We start from the raw sequence: 25,216 nt of genomic DNA, 5'->3' as shown, positions 1-25,216 counted from the left end.
GTTTTGTTTTGCCTGCAAGAAAGTTCTTACGACAAGCGCAGACAGCTCCCGGCTGTCACAGCCCCCCGACAATGCTAAGGTTCTGCCCTAGCTTTTGCATTTTCAAGGATGCCTTTCATGCCGGACGCAACGTCCCTTAGCCCAGCGTTCATGGTGGTTCACGGGAATCGCCTTGATGAATTGCGCAGCCTGGTGATCAGCCTGATGCGGCGTTATCCGCTGGCCCCTCTTGAAAATGAAATCGCGCTGGTACAGAGCAACGGTATTGCCCAATGGCTTAAACTCGCGCTGGCTGAGGACCCGGAAGACGACGATACCGGCGGTTGCGGCATTGCGGCAGCCATCGACGTGCAGTTGCCAGGTAGCTTCATGTGGCAGCTCTATCGAATGGTGCTCGGGCGTGACGAAATCCCTGCCAAATCCCTCTTGGACAAGGCTCCGCTCACATGGAGGCTGATGCGTCTCCTGCCGCAGCTGATTGAACAGCCACATTTCGAACCCCTGCGACGTTTTCTCACTCATGACGCTGACTTGCGCAAGCGCTACCAACTGTCTGAGCGTCTGGCTGACCTGTTTGACCAGTATCAGGTCTACCGTGCCGACTGGCTCGAGGACTGGGCACAGGGACGACACCAGACGAGGAATGTCCGCGGTGACACCAAGCCGCTCGCGGCGGCCAATTGCTGGCAAGCGGAACTGTGGCGAGCCCTGTTGCTGGATGTAGGTGAGAAGGGCATGGCCCAAAGTCGTGCTGGTGTTCATCAGCGCTATCTGGAGTGCATCAACAGCCTGGAAGCCGCTCCACAAGGCCTGCCTGCGCGAGTAATTGTCTTTGGCATATCGTCATTGCCCGCTCAAGTCCTCGAGGCGCTTGCCGGGCTCTCACGGTTTAGCCAGGTTTTGCTGTGTGTCCACAATCCATGCCGACATCATTGGGCAGATATCGTGGCCGACAAGGACTTGCTTCGCCACCAATACAAACGGCAAGCACGTAAGCGCGGCATGCCTGAAGTCCTCGACTCGCAGACGTTGCACCAGCATGCTCATCCTTTATTGGCGGCCTGGGGAAAACAGGGGCGCGACTATATCAATCTGCTCGACAGTTACGATGACCCCACGACCTATCGCTCGGTGTTCCGCGAAGGGCGAATCGATCTGTTCAGCGACGGCCAACCTGCCACCCTCCTCAGCCAGTTGCAGAATGACATTCTTGAATTGCGTCCCTTGGACGAAACTCGAGAGCAATGGCCAGAGGTCGATACCCAGCAAGATGAGTCCATCCGCTTCCATATCGCCCACAGCGCGCAACGCGAAGTCGAAATCCTCCATGATCAGCTCCTCGCTCAGTTCAGCAAGGATCCGACCTTGCGTCCCCGCGACATTATTGTCATGGTCCCGGATATCGACAGTTATGCGCCGCATATTCGTGCGGTGTTCGGTCAACTTGATAAATTCGACAATCGTTTCATTCCATTCACCCTGACCGATCAAGGCCAGCGTGGACGTGACCCTCTTCTGATCGCAGTCGAACATCTGCTCAAACTTCCTGATAGTCGTTTTCCGGTCAGCGAAATCCTCGATTTGCTGGACGTCCCGGCGTTGCGCGAGCGGTTTGGCATTGGCGAGTCCGATTTGCCAACGCTGCACCGTTGGATCGAGGGGGCCGGCATCCGTTGGGGAATGAGTGCCGAACATCGTGCCGGACTGGGTTTGCCCGCAGAGCTTGAACAGAACAGCTGGCGTTTCGGCCTGCGTCGCATGTTATTAGGGTATGCGGTCGGCAATTCGCAGGCTTACGAAGGCATCGAGCCGTACGACGAAATCGGTGGTCTCGATGCGGCGTTGATCGGTCCTTTGGTGGCGTTGCTGGATGCATTGGAAGTCGCTCATCTGGAGCTCAGCCAGCCAGCATCGCCTCAGGATTGGGGCGCGCGCCTGCATGACCTGATGCAGCTGTTCTTCTTGGCGAGCAATGAACACGACGATTATCTACTGACCCAGCTCGAAGACCTGCGTGAATCCTGGCTGGAAACCTGCGAGTCAGTTGCCCTGCACGATGAACTGCCATTGACGGTCGTAAGGGAGGCCTGGCTGGCCGGGTTGGACCAAGGGCGATTGTCCCAGCGCTTCCTGGCTGGGGCGGTCAACTTTTGTACCTTGATGCCGATGCGAGCAATTCCTTTCAAACTGGTCTGTTTGCTGGGAATGAATGACGGTGATTACCCTCGCGCCCAACCGCCCTTGGACTTCGACCTGATGGGCAGCGATTATCGGCCTGGCGATCGCTCCCGGCGCGAGGATGATCGGTACTTGATGCTGGAGGCGCTTCTTTCCGCACGGGAAAAACTCTACATCAGTTGGGTGGGACGCAGCATTCGTGACAATAGCGAGCGACCGCCCTCCGTTCTCGTTGGCCAGCTACGCGATCATCTTGCCAGTGGCTGGCGGTTGGCAGATGGCAAGGGAAGCCTTCTTGGCGCGCTCACCCAGGAGCATCCTCTTCAACCGTTCAGTGCCCGCTATTTTTACCAGGGCGATCAGCTATTCAGTTATGCCACCGAATGGCGAGTGCTTCATGACGCCCAGGATCACACTCAGATGCCTCAGCGATTGGCTCCCTACGTTCAGGAAGAACCCTTGGGACTTGGTCAGTTGCAGGATTTCCTGCGCAATCCTGTCCGTCATTTTTTCAGCCAGCGACTCAAAGTGTTTTTCGAGACCATCGAAGCTCCCCTGGCCGATGATGAGCCTTTCGTGCTCGATGCGTTGCAGCGTTACAGCTTGAGCGACAGCCTGCTCGAAGCCGCTCTCATTCGTCTCGATCAACCGGACCTTGCATTGCAGGCGCATGCCAAACGGCTCCAGAACAGCGGGCTGTTACCCATGGCTGGTTTTGGTGAAAGCCTGCAGCGTGAGTTGATCGAGCCATTGCCAGACCTGCTTCAACGTTACCAACAACTTCTGGCGCTGTGGCCGACTCCATTGGCGAGCGCCGTACCCATCAGCCTGCAATTGGCAGAAGTCAGTGTCGAAGGTTGGCTCAGTGGTCTGCACCAGCGATCTGATGGTGCGGTCTTGGCGATCACCGCCATCCCCAACAGCATCGGTTCCACCAAGACTCGAAAATGGCATCGCCTGATACGGCCTTGGGTGAACCATCTAGTCGCCTGCGCCAGCGGTCTTTCGATGACGACTGCATTGGTTGCCAGTGATGACAGCTTGCTGTTGGCGCCTTTTGAGGAAGCCGTTTCGCGAAGACTGCTCGGTGATCTGTTGCAAGCCTGGCAGACAGGCATGCGCGAGCCGCTGCCGATCGCGGTGAAGACTGCCTTTGCCTGGCTCGGTCAGAGCGACCCCGGAAAGGCCGAAGCGGCGGCTCGAAAAGCCTATGAAGGCGACGGTCTGAATTTCGAAGGCGAGCGGCGGGAAAGCCCGGCCCTGGCTCGACAGTTCGCTGACTTTGACGCGCTCGTTGCAGACGAAACATTTCCCGACTGGTGCGATGCGCTTTATCGACCGTTATTCGAATCCCCCTGGCGTTCACTGGCCGATGAGGATGTGCATTCATGAGTCGGCAAACTCCGTTGGCCCTGGCCTTCCCATTGCGTGGCAGTCAGTTGATCGAGGCCAGCGCCGGTACGGGCAAGACTTTCACCATATCTGCTTTGTACTTGCGCCTGGTATTGGGGCACGGCGGATCGGCGGCTGGATTCGGTCGCGAACTGCTTCCCCCGCAGATCCTGGTGGTGACCTTTACTGACGCCGCCACCAAGGAGTTGCGTGATCGTATCCGTACGCGCCTGGCAGAGGCGGCGCGTTTTTTTCGCGACGAAATTCCTGCACCGGACTCGTTGGTAACAGCGTTGCGTGATGAGTTTGACGAAGGGCAATGGCCTGCCTGTGCCAACCGGCTCGACATTGCCGCGCAATGGATGGATGAGGCAGCCGTTTCGACTATCCATGGTTGGTGCCAGCGCATGCTGCGCGAGCATGCTTTTGACAGTGGCAGCTTGTTTACCCAGACCCTGGAAACCGATCACAGCGAATTGCTCGGCGAAGTGCTACGCGACTACTGGCGGCTGTTCTGCTACTCGATGCAAGGCGAGGCGTTGGATTGGGTGCGCACCCACTGGGGTGGACCTGCGGCGTTGTTGCCACGAGTGAAAGGCCTGTTTTCCAACGGACGCGGCAATGATGATGGGCTTGAGCCCGCCGAGCTTATCGCCGCAGCCCTGCAGGAGCGCAGCGCTGCCTTGCTTGATCTCAAGGCGCCGTGGCGTCAATGGGCGGTGGAATTGCTGGAGATATGCCAGCAAGGCGTGGCGAGTAAAAGCGTCGATGGGCGCAAGATGCAAGCCCGTTATTTTGAGCCGTGGTTCCAGAAGATCACGGCCTGGGTAGAGGATGAAAGCGTTGAACTTTTGGACATCGGCACGGGATTCACGCGGTTGACACCCGAGGGAATGGCCGAAGCCTGGAAGGGAGAGGTGCCAAATCACCCCGGCCTGGACGCGATGTCAGGGCTCAAGGCGAGCCTGGACGCATTGCCGACACCCGATGCCGCCGTGTTGCAGCATGCCGCGCAATGGGTAGGGGAGCGCTTCGAGGCGGAAAAGCGTCGCCGAGCGGAAATGGGCTTCGACGATATGCTGTTGCGTCTGGACGCGGCTCTGCAGGCTGAAGGCGGGGAACGTCTGGCGAGCGTGATTCGTGAGCAGTTTCCGGTCGCTCTGATCGACGAGTTCCAGGACACCGACCCGGTCCAGTACCGGATATTCGAAAGTATCTATCGCATCAAGGATAACGACCCCGAAACAGGGCTGTTCCTGATCGGCGACCCGAAACAGGCCATTTATGCTTTCCGGGGGGCTGACATCTATACCTACCTGCGCGCCCGGGAAGCCACTGCCGGCAGGCTGCATACGCTGGGAACGAACTTTCGTTCCAGCCATGCCATGGTCGGCGCCGTGAACCATATTTTCCAGAACGCGGAAACCCGTCCAAAAGGGCGCGGGGCTTTCCTGTTCCGTGAGCCATCGGGTGAGAATCCGGTGCCGTTCCTGGCAGTGGGATCCCAAGGACGAAAGGAGTCCCTGCTGATCGCAGGGCAAACCGTCCCCGCTTTGAATATCTGGCACCTGGCCTCGGACCAACCGCTCTCTGGCGCGACGTATCGGCAACACATGGCCGCTGCCTGCGCCAGCGAGATCACTGCGCTGCTCAACGGCGGCCAGTCGGGGCGTGATGGGTTTGTCAGTGACGGGGATACCTTGCGTGGGCTGCTGTCAGCCGGACATCGCCATTCTGGTTCGAGATGGCAAGGAAGCGCAGGCCGTGCGCGGCGAATTGTCTGCACGAGGCGTACGAAGCGTCTACCTGTCCGACAAGGATTCGGTGTTTGCCGCGCAAGAAGCGCGGGACTTGCTGACCTGGCTGAAGGCGTGCGCCGAGCCGGATGCCGAACGTCCATTGCGAGCGGCGCTGGCCAGCATCACATTGGACTTGCCGATTACGGAGCTGGAGCGACTTAATCAGGATGAGCTGGCATGGGAAAGTCGCGTCATGCAGTTTCGTGGTTATCGGCTGGTCTGGCGTACCCAGGGTGTGCTGCCGATGTTGCGACGCCTGCTGCACGATTTCAAATTGCCCCAGGCCTTGATGACGCGTGGCGACGGGGAGCGGGTGCTGACCAATTTGCTCCATCTGTGCGAACTGTTGCAGCAGGCTGCCGTCGAGCTGGATGGCGAGCAGGCGCTGATTCGATACCTGTCCGAGCATCTGGCGTTGACCGGGCAGGCCGGCGAAGAACAGATCCTTCGCCTGGAAAGCGATGAGCAGTTGGTCAAAGTGGTGACGATCCACAAATCCAAGGGGCTCGAATATCCGTTGGTCTTCCTGCCGTTCATTTGCTCGACGAAACCGGTGGACGGCACCCGATTGCCTTTGCATTACCATGATGAAGCCGGCCAGGCGCAAATCAGTCTCACGCCGACCTCCGAATTGATCGTCAAGGCCGATGACGAACGCATGGCCGAAGACCTGCGCCTCCTGTATGTGGCGCTGACTCGCGCCCAACACGCCTGCTGGCTGGGTGTCGCCGATCTCAAGCGTGGCAGCAACAGCCGCTCGATCCTGCACCTGTCTGCGCTGGGTTATCTGTTGGGCGGTGGCGCACCGTTGACCGAGTCGGTGGCGCTGCGGCAGTGGCTGGAGGATCTGCAACAAGGCAGCACATCGGTGAACTGCCAGGATATGCCCCAGGCCAACGACGAACACTACCTGCCAGCCCAAAACGAAGCGGTGTTGCGCGCACCTTTGTTGCCGGTACGCAAAGCCAGCGAGAACTGGTGGATCGCTTCCTACAGCGCATTGCGCCTGGGCGAAACGCTTAGCGCGGGGGGAGACACCGCACCGGAAAACCCACAGGCGCAGAAACAGTTCGATGATGAGCGTCTTGACCCGGATGCCCCCAGGGAAGTGGTTGCTGTCGGCGGCGACATCCATCGCTTTCCACGCGGCCCAAACCCGGGCACGTTCCTGCATGGCCTCCTGGAGTGGTCGGCCAGGGAAGGATTTACCACCACGCCAGCGATAATCGAGGATGCCATTGCCCGACGTTGCAACCGCCGAGGCTGGAAAGGCTGGATCACCACGCTAGGCGACTGGTTGCAGCACCTGATTACAACACCTTTGCATATCGGTGGCGGCCAGGCTCCGGTGTTGTTGACGCAACTGACTCGGTTCCAGGTCGAAATGGAGTTCTGGTTCGCCAGTCACAAAGTCGATGTGCTCAAGCTTGACGAACTCGTCTGCCGACTCACCCACGGCGGCGTGGCTCGCATCGCCGCGGAGCCGGTGTTGCTCAACGGCATGTTCAAGGGTTTCATCGACTTGACCTTCGAACATGACGGTCGGTACTACGTGGCTGATTACAAGTCCAACTGGCTGGGGGCTGATGACACGGCCTACACCGTGCAGGCGATGGAGCAATCGATCCTGGATAATCGCTACGACTTGCAATACGTCCTGTACCTGTTGGCGCTGCATCGCCAGCTCAAGGCACGCTTGCCCGATTATGACTACGACCGGCATGTCGGCGGAGCGTTGTATATATTCTTGCGTGGCACGCGCGCAGCCAGCCAGGGCGTGTATTTCACCAAGCCCCCGCGAGCCTTGATCGAACAACTCGATCGCCTGTTCCGAGGGGCGCCCGAACCCAAGGCCGAACCGGCGTGGGTACAGGGAGAACTGTTATGAGTCGTTCCTTTGCCGACCTGCTCCCCAGACCGTCCGAAGACGAGAGCCTGGCCAACCTTGCGCCGCTGAGTGAGGCGAGTGATCTGTTGCTGCTGCTCACGCGCTGGGTGGAGCGCGGCTGGCTTCGAGCCCTGGACAAGGCGTTTGTCGCGTTCCTCCATGAGCTGGAGCCCAACGACGATCCGCTGGTACTGCTCGCCGCGGCACTGACCAGTCACCAACTGGGTCATGGACACGTCTGCCTGGATCTGTTCGAGACACTCAGCGAGCCGGACTTCGCACTGTCGCTCCCTCCCGAGGGCGACGTTCAGACAGGCGCAACGCTGTTGCCGTCCCAGATACTGCAAGCTCTGGACCCCGCCCATTGGTGCAAGGTCCTGGCATCCAGTCGCCTGGTCGCCTTGGCGGTCGACATGACTGAAGAGGCGCAGCAGCGGCCGTTGGTGCTGTCGGGCAAACGCCTCTATCTGCGCCGTTACTGGGCCTATGAACGGCGGATCGATGAAGCATTGCGTCAACGGCTGGCCGATCATGGCGCAGCGCCCGATGACCTGCGCGAGCGCCTTGCGGGATTGTTCGGAGCGGCCAGTCTCACAGGTCCGATCGATTGGCAGAAGCTGGCCTGCGCGCTGGCGACCCGGAGCGCTTTCAGCATCGTGACGGGCGGCCCGGGCACAGGGAAGACCACCACGGTCGTGCGTCTGCTTGCCTTGTTGCAGGCGCCGGCTGTCGAGGCTGGGAAACCGCTGCGTATTCGCCTGGCCGCGCCCACTGGCAAGGCAGCGGCGCGCTTGACCGAGTCCATCAGCCAGCAGGTCCGGACGCTGGATGTGTCCGATGGCGTGCGCGAGCGCATTCCCTGCGACGTCACCACCGTCCATCGACTGCTGGGCAGCCGCCCTGGTACTCGGCATTTTCGCCATCATCGGGGCAATCGCTTGCCACTGGATGTGCTGGTGGTTGATGAAGCGTCAATGATCGACCTGGAAATGATGGCGAATTTGCTGGATGCACTGCCGCCTCATGCGCGCCTGGTGCTGCTGGGTGACAAGGACCAGTTGGCGTCGGTCGAGGCGGGTGCGGTTCTGGGGGATCTATGTCGGGATGCCGAGGAAGGCTGGTATAGCCCGCAGACCCTGGCCTGGCTCGAGTCCGTCAGCGGCGAGAACCTGGCGGCCAGCGACCTGAAGCAGGACCTCGATGGCGCTCATCCCCTGGCCCAGCAAGTGGTCATGCTCAGGCATTCCCGGCGCTTTGGCGAAGGCAGCGGCATTGGGCAATTGGCCCGCAGCGTGAATCGGCAACAGCCGGAGAAAGCCCGTCAGGTGCTGCAGGGCGGTCAATATGTGGACCTGTTTTTCCTTGGGCTCAAAGGCGAGCATGACGGAGTGCTGGAGCGTTTTCTGCTCGACGGCCGAGTAGATGGCCCGCAAGGGTATCGGCATTACCTGAATCTGCTGCGGCAACGGCGCCCGGACATTTCTCGTCCGTTGGAAGACAGTTGCTGGACGGAGTGGGCCAGGGATGTCCTGGCGGCATTCGACGAGTTCCAGTTGCTTTGTGCCGTGCGCAAAGGCCCGTGGGGTGCCGAGGGGTTGAATCAGCGGATCACGGCTGCGTTGCTCAAGGCTCGTTTGATCGACAGCGATCATCTCTGGTACGAGGGGCGTCCGGTACTGATGACTCGCAACGACTACGGGCTCGGGTTGATGAATGGCGATATCGGCATCGCCCTAAAGCTGCCTGAGCGTGACGGGCCTGATGCGGGCAGACAGGTGTTGAGAGTTGCCTTCCCCCGTAACGATGGCCAAGGTGGCGTGCGTTTTGTCCTGCCCAGTCGCCTGAATGATGTGGAAACCGTGTACGCCATGACGGTGCACAAGTCCCAAGGCTCGGAGTTCGCCCATACGGCGCTCATCCTTCCCGATGTGTTGAACCCCGTGTTGACCAAGGAACTGGTATACACGGCGGTTACCCGGGGCAAGCACTGGTTCAGTCTCATAGAGCCGAGAGCCGGGGTATTCGAGGAGGCCGTCCGCCGCAAGGTCAAGCGCCTGAGTGGGTTGATGTTGGAATGGGAACAAGGTGGCTGATTGCCTAACTTTCACCTTTAATGCTTCGATCGCGGTTCTGCCTGTTTTTTGTCGGAAATCGCCGTAGGGCACTGTCTCGCTGGCTTTTTGACACTGTGTTATCGTTTCGGCTCTTATCTTAATCAGAGATCATCCAGGATGGTGGCAGTTCGGGGGGCAGCGTGCAGCGAGAACTGGAAGCCTCATGTGCTTGCCGGCTTCCTATGGATGCTGTCATTCGCGGTGGTCGCTCAAGAGCAGGCAACCCCCGACCGCGCCGACCAGCGAGCCGAAGCGGTCACACAGGTCGTGCTGGGCATCCTCAGCTATGCCCGTTGGCCTGTGGAGCCGACACAATTGCAGCTCTGTATCGTCGGTCCGACTCAATATACCGATGTGCTTGTCAAAGGTACGACCCAGGCCACGGGCCGACCGGTATCCGTGCAGCGGGTGCTGGCAGATCATCCTGGCATCGCCGACGACTGCAACGCTGTCTACATCGGCAGGCTGACCAATGAGGAACGCTCGCGCCTGTTCACGTCATTGATTGGCAAGCCTGTGTTGAGCATCAGCGAGGGGGGCGATCAATGTACCGTGGGCAGTCTGTTCTGCCTGCGGGTCGGCGATGAACAGGTCTCGTTCGAGGTCAACCTTGATTCGGTTGCGCGCAGTGGCGTGCGAATTCATCCGAGCGTTCTCCAGCTTTCACGTCGCAGGCCGGCCGCCCCATGAGTTCCCCAAAGCCACGAGTTCGGCCCACGTTGGGCTCGGTTATCGGTCGCGGCCATCTGATCGTCGCACTGGTGGCGATCTCCATGGCCAGCATTTCGCTGACGCTGCTCGGCGTGCTCGCGTTGCGGGTCTATGCCGATCACAACCTGCATTTGATCGCCCGTTCAATCAATTACACCGTGGAGGCCGCCGTGGTGTTTGATGACGCGGCCGCCGCCACGGAAGCGCTGGCGCTGATTGCCGCCACCGAAGAAGTAGCCGATGCGCAGATATTCAATGAGCACGGTCGCCTTCTGGCTCACTGGCAGCGACCCGACACCGGCCTCTTGTCGGGTCTGGAATTGCATATCGCGAAGGCATTCCTGGAAAAACCGATCAGCCTTCCCATCGTCCACCAAGGACAGAACATCGGCAGAATCTTGCTGGCCGGACATGGCGGAAGCCTGTTGCGATTTTTGCTTAGCGGCCTCGCGGGCATTGTTTTATGTACGGCGATAAGCGCCTGGGTCGCGCTGTATCTGGCGAGGCGCCAGTTGCGGTCGATTACCGGGCCACTGCGCAGCCTGGCTGAAGTGGCTCACGCCGCGCGCTGCGAGCGCGCTCTGGATCGTCGCGTGCCGCCGGCCGACATCGCTGAACTGGACAACCTGGGCAACGACTTCAACGCCTTGCTTGCCGAACTGGAATCCTGGCAGACCCATCTGCAAAGTGAAAACGAAACCTTGGCTCACCAGGCCAGCCACGACAGCCTGACCGGATTGCCTAACCGGGCATTTTTCGAAGGTCGATTGATCCGCGCGTTGCGCAATGCCAGCAAGCTCGACGAGCAGGTGGCCGTCCTGTATCTGGACAGCGACCGCTTCAAGGGCATCAATGACAACTTCGGTCACGCTGCCGGCGACGCGGTGCTGACTGCCGTGGCGACCCGGGTCCGCGCGCAGTTGCGAGAGAATGACCTGGTCGCGCGCCTGGGGGGCGATGAGTTTGCCGTGCTGCTGACGCCCCTGCACAAGGTCGAGGATGCCGAGCGGATCGCTGAGAAAATCATTGCCAGCATGGACATGCCGATTCAGTTGCCCGGCAATGCCTCGGTCTTGACGTCCCTCAGTGTCGGTATCGCGGTTTTTCCCGAACATGGTGCCACGCCCGGCGCCTTGCTGAGTGCCGCCGATGCGGCGATGTACCAGGCCAAGCGCCTCGCCCGAGGCGGCCAACACACGGCAGGGTCGGAGCACCCGGTCGCGGATCTTCAAACCAGGAGCTGATTGCATGCGTTCAAATGCTCGTTTCCCCCTGCTGCGATTCGCAGCATTTTTATTGATCGCCGTTTTTACCCTCGCCGGGTGCCAGACCACACCGCCGAAAGGCCTGACCCCAGCGCAGATCGCCGTCCTCAAGGAGCAGGGTTTCAAGTTGACGGAGGAGGGCTGGGCCTTCGGTCTCTCCGGCAAAGTGCTGTTTGGCAGCGATGTGGAAAGCCTCAATCCTGCCAGTACCGAAATTGTCGAGCGGATCGGCAAGGCCCTGTTGGGCGCAGGTATCGAGCGAGTACGTGTCGACGGTCATACCGACGCATCGGGCTCCCAAGCCTATAACGAACAACTGTCGGTACGCCGGGCCAACAGCGTTGGCAAGGTCTTGACAGGCGTGGGCATGCGAGAAGAAAACGTCCAGCTGCGCGGCCTGGGCAGCAGCCAACCCGTCGCATCCAACGACACGGCCAGCGGCCGCACCGAAAACCGCCGCGTCGCCATCGTGGTCATTGCCGACTAATCGGCAAACACCATCTCCCGGCTGTCGCCCATCAGCAACAGCCGGTTCTGTTCAGTCACCTCGCGAATGTAATCCCACAACAAGGTGATCCGCTTGAGCTTGCGCAGGTCCTCCCGGCAATACATCCAGAACTGCCGGGTAACCGTGATTTCCTCCGGCAGCACCGGCAACAGGCGTGGGTCCTGGGCCGCCAGGAAGCACGGCAGGATCGCCAGCGACCGCCCCTGTTGGGCCGCGACAAATTGCGCGATCACGCTGGTGCTGCGCAGGTGAGCATGCGCGCCGGGCAGGACGTTGGCGAGGTAGAGCAGCTCGGAACTGAATGCCAGGTCGTCCACATAGCTGATGAACGAGTGCTTGCCCAAGTCCGCCGGACGGTGGATGGGCGGGTGGTTGTCCAGGTATTGCTGGGTGGCGTAGAGCTGCAGGCGGTAGTCGCACAGCTTGCAGCATACGTATGGGCCGTGTTCTGGGCGTTCGAGGGCGATGACGATGTCGGCTTCGCGCTTGGAGAGGCTGATGAAGTGCGGTAGCGGCAGGATGTCCACGGAAATGGCCGGGTAGGCATCGACGAAGTGGCTCAGTTGCGGCGTGATGAAAAAACTGCCGAAGCCTTCTGTGCAGCCCATGCGCACATGGCCCGACAGCGCGACGCCGGAGCCTGAGACCTGTTCGCAAGCCATGTGCAGCGTGCTTTCGATCGATTCGGCGTAGCCCAGCAATCGTTGGCCTTCAGCCGTCAGGACAAAACCGTTGGTCCGGGATTTCTCGAACAGCAGCGTACCCAGTGAAGCTTCCAGCGAGCTGATGCGTCGCGACACCGTGGTGTAATCGACCGCCAGGCGCTTGGCGGCCGTGCTGGCCTTGCGGGTACGGGCCACTTCGAGGAAAAACTTGAGGTCATCCCAATTCAGCGACCCCAGGGAGGTGATGTTTTTTTGCATGATGGACCGGACTTTATGTGCGTTCTTATTAGAAGTTTGCACATCTATACTCCAAAAACCGTCTTATCACCAAGGTGTCCGTTCACCTTGGTCGTTGCTGAACCAGCGCTCTCTTATAAGAACAATCCCGGAGGCCAGCATGAACGTTTCCCTTACGCCCAGCGACACTGCCCTGCAAACCGTCAGACTGTTGATCGATGGCGAGTGGGTTGAATCCCAATCCAACGAATGGCATGACATCGTCAACCCGGCCACCCAGCAGGTATTGGCGAAGGTTCCGTTCGCCACGGCCTCGGAAGTCGATGCCGCCATCGCCGCCGCCCAGCGTGCTTTCCAGACCTGGAAACTGACGCCCATCGGTGCGCGGATGCGCATCATGCTGAAGCTCCAGGCATTGATTCGCGAGCATTCCAAGCGCATCGCCGCGGTGCTCAGCGCGGAACAAGGCAAGACCATCGCCGACGCCGAGGGCGATATTTTCCGTGGCCTGGAAGTGGTCGAGCATGCCTGTTCCATCGGCACCCTGCAGATGGGCGAGTTTGCCGAAAACGTCGCCGGGGGGGTGGATACCTACACGCTGCGCCAACCGATCGGGGTGTGCGCGGGCATCACGCCGTTCAACTTCCCGGCGATGATTCCGCTGTGGATGTTCCCGATGGCCATCGCCTGCGGCAACACCTTTGTGCTCAAGCCGTCGGAACAGGATCCGTTGTCGACCATGCTCCTGGTGGAGCTGGCCATCGAGGCCGGCGTGCCGGCGGGCGTTCTAAACGTGGTGCACGGCGGCAAGGATGTGGTGGATGCGCTCTGCACCCACAAGGACATCAAGGCCGTTTCCTTTGTCGGTTCGACGGCAGTCGGTACCCATGTCTATGACCTGGCGGGCCGCCATGGCAAGCGCGTGCAATCGATGATGGGCGCCAAGAATCATGCGGTGGTGTTGCCCGATGCCAATCGTGAGCAGACCCTCAACGCCTTGGTCGGTGCTGGTTTCGGCGCGGCGGGGCAACGTTGCATGGCCACCTCCGTGGTGGTGATGGTGGGCGCAGCGAAGCAATGGTTGCCGGAGCTCAAGGCCCTGGCACAGAAACTCAAGGTCAACGCCGGCAGCGAGCCAGGCACGGACGTTGGGCCGGTAATTTCCAAGCGGGCTAAGGCGCGGATCCTCGAACTGATCGAAAGTGGCGTGCAGCAAGGCGCGAAGCTGGAACTCGATGGCCGTGGCATCAACGTGCCGGGCTTCGAACAGGGCAATTTTGTCGGCCCGACCCTGTTTTCCGGCGTGACGACCGATATGCGCATCTACACCGAAGAGATCTTCGGCCCGGTGCTGGTGGTGCTGGAAGTCGATACCCTCGACCAGGCCATTGCCTTGGTCAACGCCAACCCATTCGGCAACGGCACCGGCCTGTTCACCCAGAGCGGTGCGGCGGCGCGCAAATTCCAGAGCGAAATCGACGTCGGGCAGGTGGGTATCAACATTCCGATCCCGGTGCCGGTACCGTTCTTCAGTTTCACCGGTTCCCGTGGTTCGAAACTCGGCGACCTCGGCCCTTACGGCAAACAAGTGGTGCAGTTCTACACTCAGACCAAGACCGTGACCGCGCGCTGGTTCGACGACGACAGCGTCAATGACGGTGTGAACACCACCATCAATCTGCGTTGAGGAGCCGGACATGAACATTGCATTTATCGGCCTGGGCAATATGGGCGCACCCATGGCGCGCAATCTGCTCAAGGCCGGCCATTCGCTGAACCTGTTCGACTTGAACCAGGCGGTGCTGGCCGAACTGGCGGCGTTGGGCGGCACCATCAGCGCCTCGCCCCGCGACGCGGCCCAGGGCGCGGCGCTGGTGATTACCATGTTGCCCGCCGCCGCTCATGTGCGCAGCGTCTGGCTGGGTGAGGACGGTGTGCTTGCCGGCATCGCCGCCGGTACGCCGGCTGTGGATTGCAGCACCATCGATCCGCAGACCGCCCGCGACGTCGCGGCTGCCGCGGCGAAGCAAGGGGTGGCGATGGCCGATGCGCCGGTCTCGGGCGGCACCGGCGGTGCCGCGGCGGGCACGCTGACCTTCATGGTTGGCGCCACCGACGAGCTGTTCGCCACCCTGCAACCGGTGCTGGCGCAAATGGGCCGCAACATCGTTCACTGCGGCGAAGTCGGCACGGGGCAGATCGCCAAGATCTGCAACAACCTGCTGCTGGGGATTTCCATGGTCGGTGTCAGCGAAGCCATGGCCTTGGGCGATGCCTTGGGGATCGACACCCAGGTGCTGGCCGGCATCATCAACAGTTCAACCGGGCGATGCTGGAGCTCTGATACCTACAACCCTTGGCCCGGCGTGATCGAAACGGCGCCGGCATCCCGTGGCTATACCGGCGGTTTCGGCGCGGACTTGATGCTCAAGGACCTGGGCCTCGCCACCGAAGCGGCGCGTCAGGCTCGTCAGCCGGTGATATTAGGGGCGGTGGCGCAGCAGCTGTATCAGGCGATGAGCCAGCGGGGCGAGGGTGGCCAGGACTTCTCGGCAATTGTGAACAGCTATCGCAAGCCGCAGTAAAACCTGCGGTGTTCTGAAGCTTTTGTGGCGAGGGGATTTAGCGAAACGTCGCACCGCCCCGTTGGGTCGCGAGGCGGCCCCAAAACAGTCAGTACTATTCATCTGGCACACCGAGGCGTCAGATTTCAGGGCTGCTTCGCAGCCCAGCGGGGATAAATCCCCTCGCCACAGGGTTATGCATTCCAGAAGTTGTTTTCCGAGAGACCACGTCGGGTGGTCTCTCGGTTTTTTGTATCAGGCAAACACGAAATATTTGCGCACGGTCTCGACCACTTCCCAAGTACCTTTCATGCCCGGCTCGACGACGAAGATGTCACCGGCCCGCAGATGGATCGGTGCCATGCCGTCCGGGGTGATCACGCAGTAGCCTTCCTGGAAATGGCAGTATTCCCACTTCACGTAATCCACACGCCATTTGCCGGGCGTGCAGATCCAGGTACCCATGATCTTGCTGCCGTCCTCGCTGGTGTAGGCGTTGAGGTTGACGGTATGCGGATCGCCTTCAAGCTTTTCCCATTTGCAGGCGTCGAGTACGGGCAGCGGATGGGTGTCGCGCAGGACGGTGATGGGTGCGGTCATGTGAGCTCCGGAAAAGGGGCAAAAAAGAACCTGCACCCTAGCGCGGAGCAAGAGTGGGCAGATGCCTGTGCTCGACACCGGGCTGTCCAGAAGCGCGCATCAATCAGCCAGATGCCGAGCCAGGGTCTTGGCATAGGCAGGCAAAGCTTCGAAGTTGCGGGCGCAGAGCAGCAACGCCCGGTGGGCCCATGCCTCTTGCAGCGGGACACAGTGATACCCAGGCTCGGGCGGGCGCCGGTCGATGGCCGCCTTCGGCACGATGGCGATGCCCGCACCGTGCGCGACCATGCGAATCACCCCGTCGAAACCGTCGGCGCGAATGCGGATCTGCATGCGCGAGCCGATGTGCAGGGCCTGTTCTTCCAGGTGGATCGCCAGGGCACTGGAGGCGTTCAGGCCGACATAGTCGTGCCCGAGGGTCTCGCTGAAACGCACGGCTCGGTCGTCAGCCAGTGGGTGTCCAGCCGGTAGGATCAATACCAGCGGGTCGTCGCGAAAAGGCCAGGCCTGTAGGCCATCGGTGTCAACGGCGTCGGAAATGATCCCGAGATCCGCCGCGCCTTGGCGCAGGGCATGGGTGATGCGTGAACTGGGCAGTTCCTGCAAGTCGATATCCAGGTTCGGATGGGTCTTGAGAAAATCGGCCAGCGGTTCCGGCAGGTACTCGGTCATGGCGCTGGTGTTGCACAGCAGTCGCACCCGGCCCTTGACGCCTCTGGCGTATTCGGCCAAGTCTTGTTGCAGATGTTCGGTGTGCTGCAAAAGGATTCGGGCATGCTGGGCCAGGGCTTTGCCGGCCGGTGTCGGGGTCACGCCACGTCGCCCGCGTTCGAGCAAATCGATGCCCAGGGACGCCTCCATGGTGCGGACTCGAGCGCTTGCCGCGGCCAGGGACAAATGGCTGCGGGCTGCACCGGCGGTGATATTGCCGGCGTCGAGGATATTCAGGTAGAGGCGCAGGTCGGTGAGGTCGAAGTGCATGAGGGCCTGTCTCAAGTTTTACGGTGTTTGGTATGCCGTCTTCGCGAGCAGGCTCGCTCCCACAAGGAATTGCGTTTCAACTGTGGGATCGAGCCTGCTCGCGAAGGCGCCAGGAGCGCCAACAGAGTCTCAGCCTCTTGCTGAAAGAGAGGCACCCTCAGTGTATGACACATTTCCAAACCAACGCCCCGGGCGCACGATAACCCCATGGACACCCTCATCGCGTTCTACCAAAACCTCGGCCCGGCCCTTTCCCTTCTGGTCATCGGTACCTTCCTGTTGGCCGGCACGATCAAGGGCGTGATCGGACTCGGCCTGCCAACGATCGCCATGGGCTTGCTCGGGTTGGCTATGGCTCCGACGCAGGCTGCGGCGTTGCTGATCATTCCGGCGACACTGACCAACGTCTGGCAATTGGCGTTTGGCGGGCATTTACGGGGGCTTGTCCTACGCCTATGGCCGTTGCTGCTGGCGATTTTCATTGGCACCGGATTCGGTACGCTGTGGATCGGCATGGTGGGAGGGGCCTGGGCGATAAGGGGACTGGGCGCCGCGCTGATGGTGTACGCATTGAGCGGTTTGTTTTTACCGACGTTGCGGATCGGCGCCGTGCAGGAAGGCTGGCTCGCTCCGCTTTGCGGGTTGCTCACCGGTGTGATCACCTCAGCCACCGGTGTATTCGTCATTCCGGCGGTGCCGTATCTCCAGGCGTTGGGCTTGAACAGAGATGAGCTGGTACAAGCCCTGGGCCTGTCATTCACCGTTTCAACACTGGCCTTGGCGGCCGGTCTGTTGTGGCGAGGCGCCTTGGGCGGCGGCGAGTTGAGTGCATCGCTGCTGGCGCTGATACCGGCGTTGCTGGGAATGTGGCTCGGGCAATGGCTGCGCCAGCGGATCAGCGCCGTGCTGTTCAAACGGGTATTTTTCATTGGCCTCGGTGTGCTCGGCGGCCATCTGCTGGTCAGCGGTTAGCCGAGGACCGGCTGAGCATGTCGACGCGACGAATCTCGAAATCGCGCTCCAGGTAATCCATACGCTGTTCGAAAAACTGCTTCATGTGCGGCAGGTTCGAATGCACGTCCAGATCAGCCTGGGACGCCCAGATTTCGTAGAAGATGAACAGCGTCGGGTCCTGCTGGTCCCGCAGCATGTGGTATTCAATGCAGCCGGGTTCGGCGCGACTGGGTTCGACGTAGGCGCGGAACAACGCTTCGAAGGCTTCGGCTTTTTCCGGGCGGGTCTTGGCGTGCAGGATGAAACCGTGCAAATCACTCATCAGGGTAGGCTCCTGGACTGAAAGTGCGGAGGATTCTAAGGCAACAATCAGGCGCTTATTCGTGCGTATGGATCAAAACAGTTTTGTCGTTGCGGTGCTTATTCCGCGCGCAGCTCATCGGTACCCTGCCGCCATCATTTTTAATCTTCCCCTTGGCGACGCCCCAGCGGCCACGCCTTGGAACCGATGAGGCTCCCGATGAAAAAAGTCCTGCTGCTCAATGGCGGTAAACAGTTCGCCCATTCCGACGGTCGCTATAACGCAACCCTTCACGACACCGCACTGAGCGTCCTGGACCGTGGCGGTCTTGATGTGAAAACCACTTTCATTGACGGTGGCTACGACATCAAGGAAGAGGTCGCCAAGTTCCTCTGGGCCGACGTCATCATCTACCAGATGCCCGGCTGGTGGATGGGGGCCCCGTGGACCGTGAAAAAATACATCGACGAAGTCTTCACTGAAGGCCATGGCAGCCTCTATGCCAGCGACGGCCGCACTCGCTCCGATGCGTCGCAAAAATACGGCAGCGGTGGTTTGGTGCAGGGCAAGCAATACATGTTGTCGCTGACCTGGAACGCCCCGCAGCAAGCGTTCGATGACCCGACGGATTTCTTCGAAGCCAAGGGCGTGGACGCCGTGTATTTTCCCTTCCACAAGGCCAACCAGTTTCTCGGCATGACCGGCCTGCCAACGTTCCTGTGCGTGGACGTGATGAAGCGCCCGAACATCGAGGAAGATGTGGCGCGGTATGAGCGGCATTTGGCCGAGGTGTTCGGCCTTTCGCGGTAATCCGTTAGTATCAGGGTTCACCTGAAACGAAGGTGTAACCGTGGCGAGGGAGCTTGCTCCCGCTGAGGTGCGAAGCGCCTCCCAAAAGCGGTCGCTCCGCGCCCAGCGGGAGCAAGCTCCCTCGCCACAAAAGCATCCATCACATTGGGTGTGCATTCCATCGAGAGCATGTCTGTGAAAGCCAGATCCGACGAGTTGCAGATTTTCGTCTGCGTGATCGAATGCGGGTCGATCTCCGCCGCCGCCGAGCAGGTCGGGCAAACGCCTTCGGCGGTCAGTCGCACCTTGTCGCGGCTGGAAGCCAAGCTCGACACCACGTTGATCAACCGCACCACACGGCGCATGGACCTGACCGAAGAGGGCAAGTATTTCTTCGAGCAGGCCAAGGGCATTCTTGACCAGATGGACGCGCTGGAAGAGCGCTTGTCGTCCCGCCAGAAGAACCCAGCCGGGCGCTTGCGGATCAACGCCGCATCGCCTTTCATGCTCCACGCCATCGTTCCTCACATCGACGAGTTCCGCACGCTCTACCCGGACATCCAGTTGGAGCTCAACAGCAACGACTTGATCATCGATCTGCTCGAACAGAGCACCGACGTCGCCATCCGCATCGGCACCCTCACGGACTCGACGCTTCACGCCCGCTCGCTGGGTTGCAGCCCGTTGCACATCCTCGCCAGTCCGACTTACTTGAAAGCGCGTGGCACGCCCGCGAGCGTCGCTGAACTGGCGGAACATTCGCTGCTGGGGTTTGCCCTGAACGATGGCCTCAATCAATGGCCGCTGCGCCACACCCATGGCGACCGCTGGCCGATCCAGCCGGCCATCAGCGCGTCCAGTGGCGAAACGGTGCGTCACCTGGCGCTGCAAGGGCAGGGCATTGCCTGCCTGTCGGATTTCATGACCCGTGATGACATTCGTGCCGGTCGGCTCAAGGTGTTGCTGGTCGATTCCAATAGCGGCTATCGCCAGCCGATCAATGCGGTGTACTACCGCAACTCCCAATTGGCCTTGCGCATCCAGTGTTTCCTGGACTTCATCCAAGGCAAGCTCGCCGAATACGCTTCGCGAGATTTCAAGGGCTGATTCGTGACTTCAAGGCAAGGGTGATTTGGGCCATGTGGGCTGTTTCGGCAAGGAATGGCCCTCGATACTCGTCCCATCACTTAGTTTGCCAAGGAGTTATCCATGAATGTATTCATCACCGGTGCCGCCGGTTTTATCGGCGGTTCCATTGCCACTGGCCTCGTGCGGGCCGGGCATCACATCACCGGCCTGGTGCGCAGTGTCGAGCAAGCCAACGAGTTGACCGCGTTGGGCATCACGCCGGTCATTGGCACCCTTGAAGACAGCGCAATGCTGGCCGAGCAGGCCCGTGCCGCCGACGCGGTGATCAACGCCGCCAGCAGCGACCACCGTGGTGCAGCCGAGGCGTTGGTCGAAGCCCTCAAGGGATCGAACAAGGTTCTGCTGCACACCAGCGGTTCGAGCATTGTCGGCGATGCCTCGGGCGGTCGCGCCAGCGATGACATCTACCACGAAGACAACCTGCCACAACCCACCGCCGACAAGGCTGCACGTGTCGCCATCGACAATCTGGTCCTTGAAGCGGCCAAGCACGGTGTGAACTCGGCGGTCATCTGCAACACCTTGATCTACGGCCACAGCCTGGGCGTCAAGCGTGACAGCGTGCAACTGCCGCGCCTGCTCAAGCAGGCCCGTAAGAGTGGCGTGGTGCGGCATGTCGGGCCTGGGCAGAACATCTGGTCCAACGTGCACATCGAGGATGTGGTCGAGCTGTACACGTTGGCGCTCACCCGTAACCGGCCCGGCACGTTCTACTTCGTTGAAAGTGGCGAAGCGTCGTTTATCGAAATGACCACCGCGATGGCCCATGCACTGAATCTCGATGCGCCACAGGGTTGGCCGCTGGCGGAGGCCGAGGCCGAGTGGGGGTATGAAATGGCCAACTATGGGCTGGGCTCCAACAGTCGTGTGCGCGGCACGAATGCCCGTGAATTGCTCGGCTGGACGCCGAAGCGGACGTCGGTGGTGGAATGGATTCTTGATGAGATGGTGTGAGTCACACCGGAACTGGAGAGATCCACAGTAAAACATGAGACCTGTGGGAGCGGGCTTGCTCGCGAAAGCGGTGTATCAGGCAGCATTTTCGCCGACTGAAACACCGAATTCGCGAGCAAGCCCGCTCCCACAGGTTTTTGTTGGGTGTAGCTTTAGTCGTGCTGCACACCCGCGCGCTTGAGCATTCGCTTGCACCGCTCGGACAGGTGGAACACGCGCAGATGTTTGCCGGCCTTGCTGTAGCGCTCGCGCAGGGTCATCAGCGCGGCGACGGCGGAGTAGTCGACGAAGCGCAAGTGACGGCAATCGACCGTTACCAGGGCTGGGTCGCTGGCTGGGTCGAACTGGTTGAGGAACTGGGTTGTCGAGGCGAAGAACAACGTGCCGTGCAAGTGATAAAGCTTGCTGCCGTCCGCTTCCAGGTGCGCATCGGCGTACAGTTCGCGGGCTTGTTGCCAGGCGAAATTGAGCGCCGCGATGATGATCCCGCAAAGCACTGCGATGGCCAGGTCGGTGAATACCGTAATGATCGTCACTGCAACGATGACCAGCACATCGTTCGCCGGTACTTTGTTGACCACCCGCAGCGAGGCCCAGGCGAAGGTCTGTTGCGACACGACGAACATCACGCCCACCAGCGCCGCCAGCGGAATGCGCTCGATCAGCGGCGACAGGAACAACACGAACAGCAACACCATCACCCCGGCCACCACACCTGACAACCGCCCGCGTCCGCCTGAACTGAGGTTGATCATCGTCTGGCCGATCATCGCGCAACCGCCCATGCCGCCCAGCATCCCGGAGGCCATGTTGGCCGCACCCAGCGCCACGCACTCACGATCGGGATAGCCGCGACTCTCGGTAATTTCGTCGGTCAGGTTCAGGGTCAGCAGGGTTTCCAGCAAACCGACCATCGCCATGATCACTGCATAGGGCGCGACGATTTGCAGGGTTTCCAGGTTCCAGGGAATGTCCGGCAGGGCGAAAACTGGCAAGCCGCCAGCGATGTGCGCCATGTCGCCCAGCGTCCGGGTCGGCAGGCCAAGCAGATAGACCGCCAGGCCGACGCCGAGGATTGCCACCAGGGCCGGCGGCACACTGCGGGTCAGGCGCGGCAGCAGGTAGACGATGGCCATGGTCAGCGCCACCAGGCCCGCCATCAGGTACAGCGGGGCGCCGCTCAGCCAGGCGCCGTCGCGCTTGAAATGCTCCAGCTGCGCCAGCGCAATCACGATGGCCAAGCCATTGACGAAGCCGAGCATCACCGGGTGCGGCACCATGCGAACCAGCTTGCCCAGCCGCAACAGCCCGAACGCCATCATGATCAGTCCGCCCAGCAGCACGGTCGCCAACAGGTATTGCACACCGTGCTGGACCACCAGCGCGACGATCACCACGGCCATCGACCCCGCCGCGCCCGACACCATCCCGGGCCGACCGCCGAACAACGCGGTCAGCGTGCAAATGATGAATGCGCCGTACAGCCCCATCAGCGGGTTGAGGTGGGCCACCAGGGCGAAGGCGATGCATTCGGGGAGCAGGGCGAAAGAGGTGGTGAGGCCGGCGAGGGCGTCGGCGCGAAGACGTGCTGGTTTCATGGTTTACCTGACTGGGCGCCGACGGAGAGTCGGCTGCCGGGGAAGCGGTGTAAAAACAGGTGCGGATGGTACGGAATTGAGTGCGGGGCGGCCAGCCGTTGGTCGATTAGGTTGATGAACTTGGGTCTGCTGCGCAGCCCAGCGGGAGCAAGCTCCCTCGCCACAAGAACGATGAAAGTCTTGCGCTGGATTTTCATCAGCGCCATGTCGCGATGTCCGTCAGCGACATCTTTTGTCTGTGCGCGAAAATTACTTTCAGTCGGCTTGAAAAATCCAGGTCGAAATGATTTATGAGTTTCACAACACATCGACGTCACCCCATTCGAGGAGTCACGCATGGCACCTGCTTTCGGATATTGGCTACTGGTCTACGCGGCCATCGCCATCATTGCGCTGATCGTCCTGATCGCGCGCTACCGGCTCAATCCGTTCATCGTGATCACCCTGGTGTCCATTGGCCTGGCGCTGCTGGCCGGGATGCCGCCCTCGGGTGTGGTGGGCGCTTACGAGGCAGGTGTCGGCAAGACCCTGGGACACATCGCGCTGGTAGTGGCCTTAGGCACGATGCTCGGCAAGATGATGGCCGAGTCCGGCGGGGCGGAGCGAATGGCGCAGACGTTGATCGAACGCTTCGGCGAGCGCAACGCCCACTGGGCAATGGTGTGCATTGCCTTCCTGGTTGGGCTGCCACTGTTTTTCGAAGTCGGTTTCGTGCTGCTGGTGCCTATCGCGTTCACCATCGCCCGGCGCGTGGGCGTGTCGATCCTGATGGTGGGGCTGCCGATGGTCGCCGGGCTGTCGGTGGTCCATGCCCTGGTGCCGCCGCATCCGGCGGCGATGCTGGCGGTGCAGGCGTTCCAGGCCTCGGTGGGGCAGACCTTGCTGTACGCGATCCTGATCGGTATTCCCACTGCGATCATCGCCGGCCCGCTGTACGCCAAATTCATCGTGCCGCGCATCCAGCTGCCCGCTGAGAACCCGCTGGAACGGCAATTTCTCGACCGCGAGCCACGGGCCAATCTGCCAGGCTTTGGCATAACCCTGGGGACGATCCTGCTGCCGGTGATACTCATGCTGATCGGCGGCTGGGCCAACCTGATCTCCATACCGGGCAGCGCGTTCAACCAGTTCCTGCTGTTCATCGGCAACTCGGTGATCGCTTTGTTGCTGGCGACCATCCTCAGCTTCTGGACTCTCGGCCTGGCCCAGGGCTTCAATCGCGAATCGATCCTCAAGTTCACCAATGAATGCCTGGCGCCGACCGCCAGCATCACCTTGCTGGTCGGCGCCGGTGGCGGCTTGAACCGGATTTTGGTGGACGCCGGGGTGACCCAGCAAATCGTCGGCCTGGCTCAGGAATTCCAACTGTCACCGCTGGTCATGGGCTGGTTGTTCGCCGCGTTGATGCGCGTTGCCACCGGTTCGGCCACGGTAGCGATGACCACCGCCTCGGGCATCGTCGCGCCTGTGGCGATTGGCCTGGGTTATCCCCATCCCGAGTTGCTGGTGCTGGCGACCGGGGCCGGGTCGGTTATCTTTTCCCACGTCAACGACGGCGGCTTCTGGCTGATCAAGGAATACTTCAATATGACCGTCGCGCAAACCTTCAAGACCTGGACCGTGCTTGAAACGCTGATCTCAGTGGTCGCATTCGCCTTGACGCTCGGGCTTGCGCGTGTGCTTTGACCGACATTGCAAGGAACCGTCATGGACATCCTCTACCAGATCCGCTCCCGCCAGGATTCCTTCAGCGCCGGCGAAGGAAGAATCGCCCGGCTGATGCTCGACGACGTAGGCTTTGCCGCCTCCGCCAGCCTGGAAGAGTTGGCCCTGCGCGCCGAAGTCAGCAGCGCCACGCTGTCGCGCTTTGCCCGCACCGTCGGCTGTCGCGACCTGCGGGACCTGCGCCTGCAACTGGCCCAGGCCAGCGGCGTCGGCAGCCGTTTTCTCGACCCGACCGGTGCGCCGGAACAGTCGGCTTTTTATGGTCAGATCGTCGGCGATATCGAGTTGACGTTGCGCCAGCATCTGTCGGGCTTCGAAGAGTCGCGATTCGGCGACGCCATGCGGATGATCGGCAAGGCACGGATGATCCACGCATTCGGCCTCGGTGGCTGGTCGGCGCTGTGCGGCGAGGAGTTGCAAGTGCGACTGGTGCGTTTTGGCTACCCGATCGCCGCCTGCCGCGACCCGGTGATGATGCGCATCACCGCCACCTCGTTGAGCGACCAGCATCTGGTCATCGCCTGTTCCCTGACCGGCATCACGCCGGAGCTATTGAGTGCTGTTGAACTGGCCCGCAGCTACGGCACCTCGATCCTGGCCATCACCCGCGCCGACTCGCCACTGGCCCAACTGGCAGATTGTGTGTTGCCCCTGCAAGGCGCCGAAACCCCTTTTATCTACAAACCCACGGCCGCGCGCTACGGCATGTTGCTGGCCATCGACGTGCTCGCCACCGAGCTGGCGCTGGCCCACCCCGAAGACAATCAAGAGCGCCTGCGGCGGGTCAAACTCGCCCTGGACGATTACCGTGGCGGCGACGATCAACTGCCGCTGGGAGACTGAG

Annotated in this window: 19 protein-coding genes and 1 pseudogene; 14 read left to right on the top strand and 6 right to left on the bottom strand. The window is 60.9% G+C overall.

The features are described 5' to 3' along the window. Positions 1–117 precede the first annotated feature (117 nt). From recC to AB4N42_RS28065, 6 genes and pseudogenes are all read left to right on the top strand, one after another. Complete coding sequence (gene recC, locus AB4N42_RS28090; RefSeq protein WP_460115640.1) at positions 118–3,570, top strand: exodeoxyribonuclease V subunit gamma; 3,453 nt, start codon at positions 118–120, stop codon at positions 3,568–3,570. Further along, a pseudogene (gene recB, locus AB4N42_RS28085) lies at positions 3,567–7,257 on the top strand (exodeoxyribonuclease V subunit beta). The gene recC and the pseudogene recB overlap by 4 nt, the downstream one beginning before the upstream one ends. Beyond that, positions 7,254–9,350: an exodeoxyribonuclease V subunit alpha gene (gene recD / locus AB4N42_RS28080; protein ID WP_460115639.1), complete on the top strand. Its 2,097-nt coding sequence runs from the start codon at positions 7,254–7,256 to the stop codon at positions 9,348–9,350. Before recB ends, recD begins: the two are co-directional and overlap by 4 nt. A 138-nt stretch (positions 9,351–9,488) precedes the next feature. Next, positions 9,489–10,061 carry a YfiR family protein gene (locus AB4N42_RS28075; protein ID WP_030139714.1) on the top strand — a complete coding sequence of 191 codons (573 nt, stop codon included), beginning with the start codon at positions 9,489–9,491 and terminating at the stop codon, positions 10,059–10,061. Further along, on the top strand, positions 10,058–11,326 hold the full coding sequence (locus tag AB4N42_RS28070) for a diguanylate cyclase domain-containing protein (protein WP_030139715.1): 1,269 nt from the start codon (positions 10,058–10,060) through the stop codon (positions 11,324–11,326). The genes AB4N42_RS28075 and AB4N42_RS28070 overlap by 4 nt, the downstream gene beginning before the upstream one ends. 4 nt (positions 11,327–11,330) lie before the next feature. Beyond that, a complete protein-coding gene (locus AB4N42_RS28065; protein ID WP_030139716.1) occupies positions 11,331–11,834 on the top strand; it encodes an OmpA family protein in 504 nt (167 codons plus the stop codon). Here AB4N42_RS28065 and AB4N42_RS28060 read toward each other — a convergent pair. Continuing rightward, positions 11,831–12,778: a LysR family transcriptional regulator gene (locus AB4N42_RS28060; protein WP_030139717.1), complete on the bottom strand. Its 948-nt coding sequence runs from the start codon at positions 12,776–12,778 to the stop codon at positions 11,831–11,833. The genes AB4N42_RS28065 and AB4N42_RS28060 overlap by 4 nt on opposite strands. Before the next feature lie 139 nt (positions 12,779–12,917). Between AB4N42_RS28060 and AB4N42_RS28055 the strand changes: the two genes are divergently transcribed. Both AB4N42_RS28055 and mmsB read left to right on the top strand, forming a co-directional pair. Beyond that, positions 12,918–14,444 (top strand): CoA-acylating methylmalonate-semialdehyde dehydrogenase, encoded by a 1,527-nt coding sequence (locus AB4N42_RS28055; protein ID WP_460115638.1) that lies wholly within the window; start codon positions 12,918–12,920, stop codon positions 14,442–14,444. Positions 14,445–14,454: 10 nt separating this feature from the next. After that, on the top strand, positions 14,455–15,342 hold the full coding sequence (gene mmsB, locus AB4N42_RS28050) for a 3-hydroxyisobutyrate dehydrogenase (RefSeq protein ID WP_030139719.1): 888 nt from the start codon (positions 14,455–14,457) through the stop codon (positions 15,340–15,342). A gap of 234 nt (positions 15,343–15,576) precedes the next feature. Here the strand turns inward: mmsB and AB4N42_RS28045 are convergent, their stop codons facing one another. Together AB4N42_RS28045 and AB4N42_RS28040 are read right to left on the bottom strand one after the other, a co-directional pair. Then, a complete protein-coding gene (locus tag AB4N42_RS28045) occupies positions 15,577–15,921 on the bottom strand; it encodes a cupin domain-containing protein (RefSeq protein ID WP_003177747.1) in 345 nt (114 codons plus the stop codon). Between the two features lie 99 nt (positions 15,922–16,020). Next, positions 16,021–16,902 (bottom strand): LysR substrate-binding domain-containing protein, encoded by an 882-nt coding sequence (locus tag AB4N42_RS28040; protein ID WP_460115637.1) that lies wholly within the window; start codon positions 16,900–16,902, stop codon positions 16,021–16,023. A gap of 207 nt (positions 16,903–17,109) precedes the next feature. Between AB4N42_RS28040 and AB4N42_RS28035 the strand changes: the two genes are divergently transcribed. Continuing rightward, positions 17,110–17,874: a sulfite exporter TauE/SafE family protein gene (locus AB4N42_RS28035; RefSeq protein ID WP_431146288.1), complete on the top strand. Its 765-nt coding sequence runs from the start codon at positions 17,110–17,112 to the stop codon at positions 17,872–17,874. Here the strand turns inward: AB4N42_RS28035 and AB4N42_RS28030 are convergent. Next, positions 17,864–18,178, bottom strand: coding sequence for a putative quinol monooxygenase (locus AB4N42_RS28030; protein WP_030139722.1), 315 nt, complete (start codon positions 18,176–18,178; stop codon positions 17,864–17,866). The genes AB4N42_RS28035 and AB4N42_RS28030 overlap by 11 nt on opposite strands. 198 nt (positions 18,179–18,376) lie before the next feature. Here AB4N42_RS28030 and AB4N42_RS28025 point away from each other — a divergent pair, with 198 nt between their 5' ends. From AB4N42_RS28025 to AB4N42_RS28015, 3 genes are all read left to right on the top strand, one after another. Beyond that, on the top strand, positions 18,377–18,967 hold the full coding sequence (locus AB4N42_RS28025; protein ID WP_030139723.1) for an NADPH:quinone oxidoreductase MdaB: 591 nt from the start codon (positions 18,377–18,379) through the stop codon (positions 18,965–18,967). Between the two features lie 174 nt (positions 18,968–19,141). Continuing rightward, entirely contained in the window at positions 19,142–20,053 is a 912-nt protein-coding gene (locus tag AB4N42_RS28020; protein WP_460115635.1) for a LysR substrate-binding domain-containing protein, read from the top strand. 102 nt (positions 20,054–20,155) lie between these two features. Next, positions 20,156–21,049: an NAD-dependent epimerase/dehydratase family protein gene (locus AB4N42_RS28015; protein ID WP_460115634.1), complete on the top strand. Its 894-nt coding sequence runs from the start codon at positions 20,156–20,158 to the stop codon at positions 21,047–21,049. Positions 21,050–21,201: 152 nt separating this feature from the next. On the opposite strand, the gene AB4N42_RS28010 is transcribed toward AB4N42_RS28015, so the two are convergent. Further along, positions 21,202–22,647 (bottom strand): SulP family inorganic anion transporter, encoded by a 1,446-nt coding sequence (locus tag AB4N42_RS28010; RefSeq protein WP_323154035.1) that lies wholly within the window; start codon positions 22,645–22,647, stop codon positions 21,202–21,204. Beyond that, positions 22,644–22,985, bottom strand: coding sequence for a hypothetical protein (locus tag AB4N42_RS28005; protein ID WP_407682836.1), 342 nt, complete (start codon positions 22,983–22,985; stop codon positions 22,644–22,646). Before AB4N42_RS28005 ends, AB4N42_RS28010 begins: the two co-directional genes overlap by 4 nt. Between AB4N42_RS28005 and AB4N42_RS28000 the strand changes: the two genes are divergently transcribed. Further along, positions 22,984–24,333, top strand: coding sequence for a GntT/GntP/DsdX family permease (locus AB4N42_RS28000; protein WP_460115632.1), 1,350 nt, complete (start codon positions 22,984–22,986; stop codon positions 24,331–24,333). The two genes, AB4N42_RS28005 and AB4N42_RS28000, sit on opposite strands and share 2 nt — an antisense overlap. 21 nt (positions 24,334–24,354) lie before the next feature. Then, positions 24,355–25,215 carry a MurR/RpiR family transcriptional regulator gene (locus tag AB4N42_RS27995; RefSeq protein WP_460115631.1) on the top strand — a complete coding sequence of 287 codons (861 nt, stop codon included), beginning with the start codon at positions 24,355–24,357 and terminating at the stop codon, positions 25,213–25,215. Position 25,216: the final 1 nt, after the last annotated feature.

This window comes from Pseudomonas sp. H2_D02 (genome assembly GCF_054677635.1).
This window is presented reverse-complemented; position numbering and strand designations above follow the sequence as displayed.

Excerpts from the sequence above, each read along its gene's own strand:
- recC (WP_460115640.1), top strand. The coding sequence starts at position 118 with ATGCCGGACGCAACGTCCCTTAGCCCAGCGTTCATGGTGGTTCACGGG.
- recD (WP_460115639.1), top strand. The coding sequence starts at position 7,254 with ATGAGTCGTTCCTTTGCCGACCTGCTCCCCAGACCGTCCGAAGACGAG.
- AB4N42_RS28075 (WP_030139714.1), top strand. The coding sequence starts at position 9,489 with ATGGTGGCAGTTCGGGGGGCAGCGTGCAGCGAGAACTGGAAGCCTCAT.
- AB4N42_RS28070 (WP_030139715.1), top strand. The coding sequence starts at position 10,058 with ATGAGTTCCCCAAAGCCACGAGTTCGGCCCACGTTGGGCTCGGTTATC.
- AB4N42_RS28065 (WP_030139716.1), top strand. The coding sequence starts at position 11,331 with ATGCGTTCAAATGCTCGTTTCCCCCTGCTGCGATTCGCAGCATTTTTA.
- AB4N42_RS28060 (WP_030139717.1), bottom strand. The coding sequence starts at position 12,778 with ATGCAAAAAAACATCACCTCCCTGGGGTCGCTGAATTGGGATGACCTC.
- AB4N42_RS28055 (WP_460115638.1), top strand. The coding sequence starts at position 12,918 with ATGAACGTTTCCCTTACGCCCAGCGACACTGCCCTGCAAACCGTCAGA.
- mmsB (WP_030139719.1), top strand. The coding sequence starts at position 14,455 with ATGAACATTGCATTTATCGGCCTGGGCAATATGGGCGCACCCATGGCG.
- AB4N42_RS28045 (WP_003177747.1), bottom strand. The coding sequence starts at position 15,921 with ATGACCGCACCCATCACCGTCCTGCGCGACACCCATCCGCTGCCCGTA.
- AB4N42_RS28040 (WP_460115637.1), bottom strand. The coding sequence starts at position 16,902 with ATGCACTTCGACCTCACCGACCTGCGCCTCTACCTGAATATCCTCGAC.
- AB4N42_RS28035 (WP_431146288.1), top strand. The coding sequence starts at position 17,110 with ATGGACACCCTCATCGCGTTCTACCAAAACCTCGGCCCGGCCCTTTCC.
- AB4N42_RS28030 (WP_030139722.1), bottom strand. The coding sequence starts at position 18,178 with ATGAGTGATTTGCACGGTTTCATCCTGCACGCCAAGACCCGCCCGGAA.
- AB4N42_RS28025 (WP_030139723.1), top strand. The coding sequence starts at position 18,377 with ATGAAAAAAGTCCTGCTGCTCAATGGCGGTAAACAGTTCGCCCATTCC.
- AB4N42_RS28015 (WP_460115634.1), top strand. The coding sequence starts at position 20,156 with ATGAATGTATTCATCACCGGTGCCGCCGGTTTTATCGGCGGTTCCATT.
- AB4N42_RS28010 (WP_323154035.1), bottom strand. The coding sequence starts at position 22,647 with ATGAAACCAGCACGTCTTCGCGCCGACGCCCTCGCCGGCCTCACCACC.
- AB4N42_RS28000 (WP_460115632.1), top strand. The coding sequence starts at position 22,984 with ATGGCACCTGCTTTCGGATATTGGCTACTGGTCTACGCGGCCATCGCC.
- AB4N42_RS28005 (WP_407682836.1), bottom strand. The coding sequence starts at position 22,985 with ATGCGTGACTCCTCGAATGGGGTGACGTCGATGTGTTGTGAAACTCAT.
- AB4N42_RS27995 (WP_460115631.1), top strand. The coding sequence starts at position 24,355 with ATGGACATCCTCTACCAGATCCGCTCCCGCCAGGATTCCTTCAGCGCC.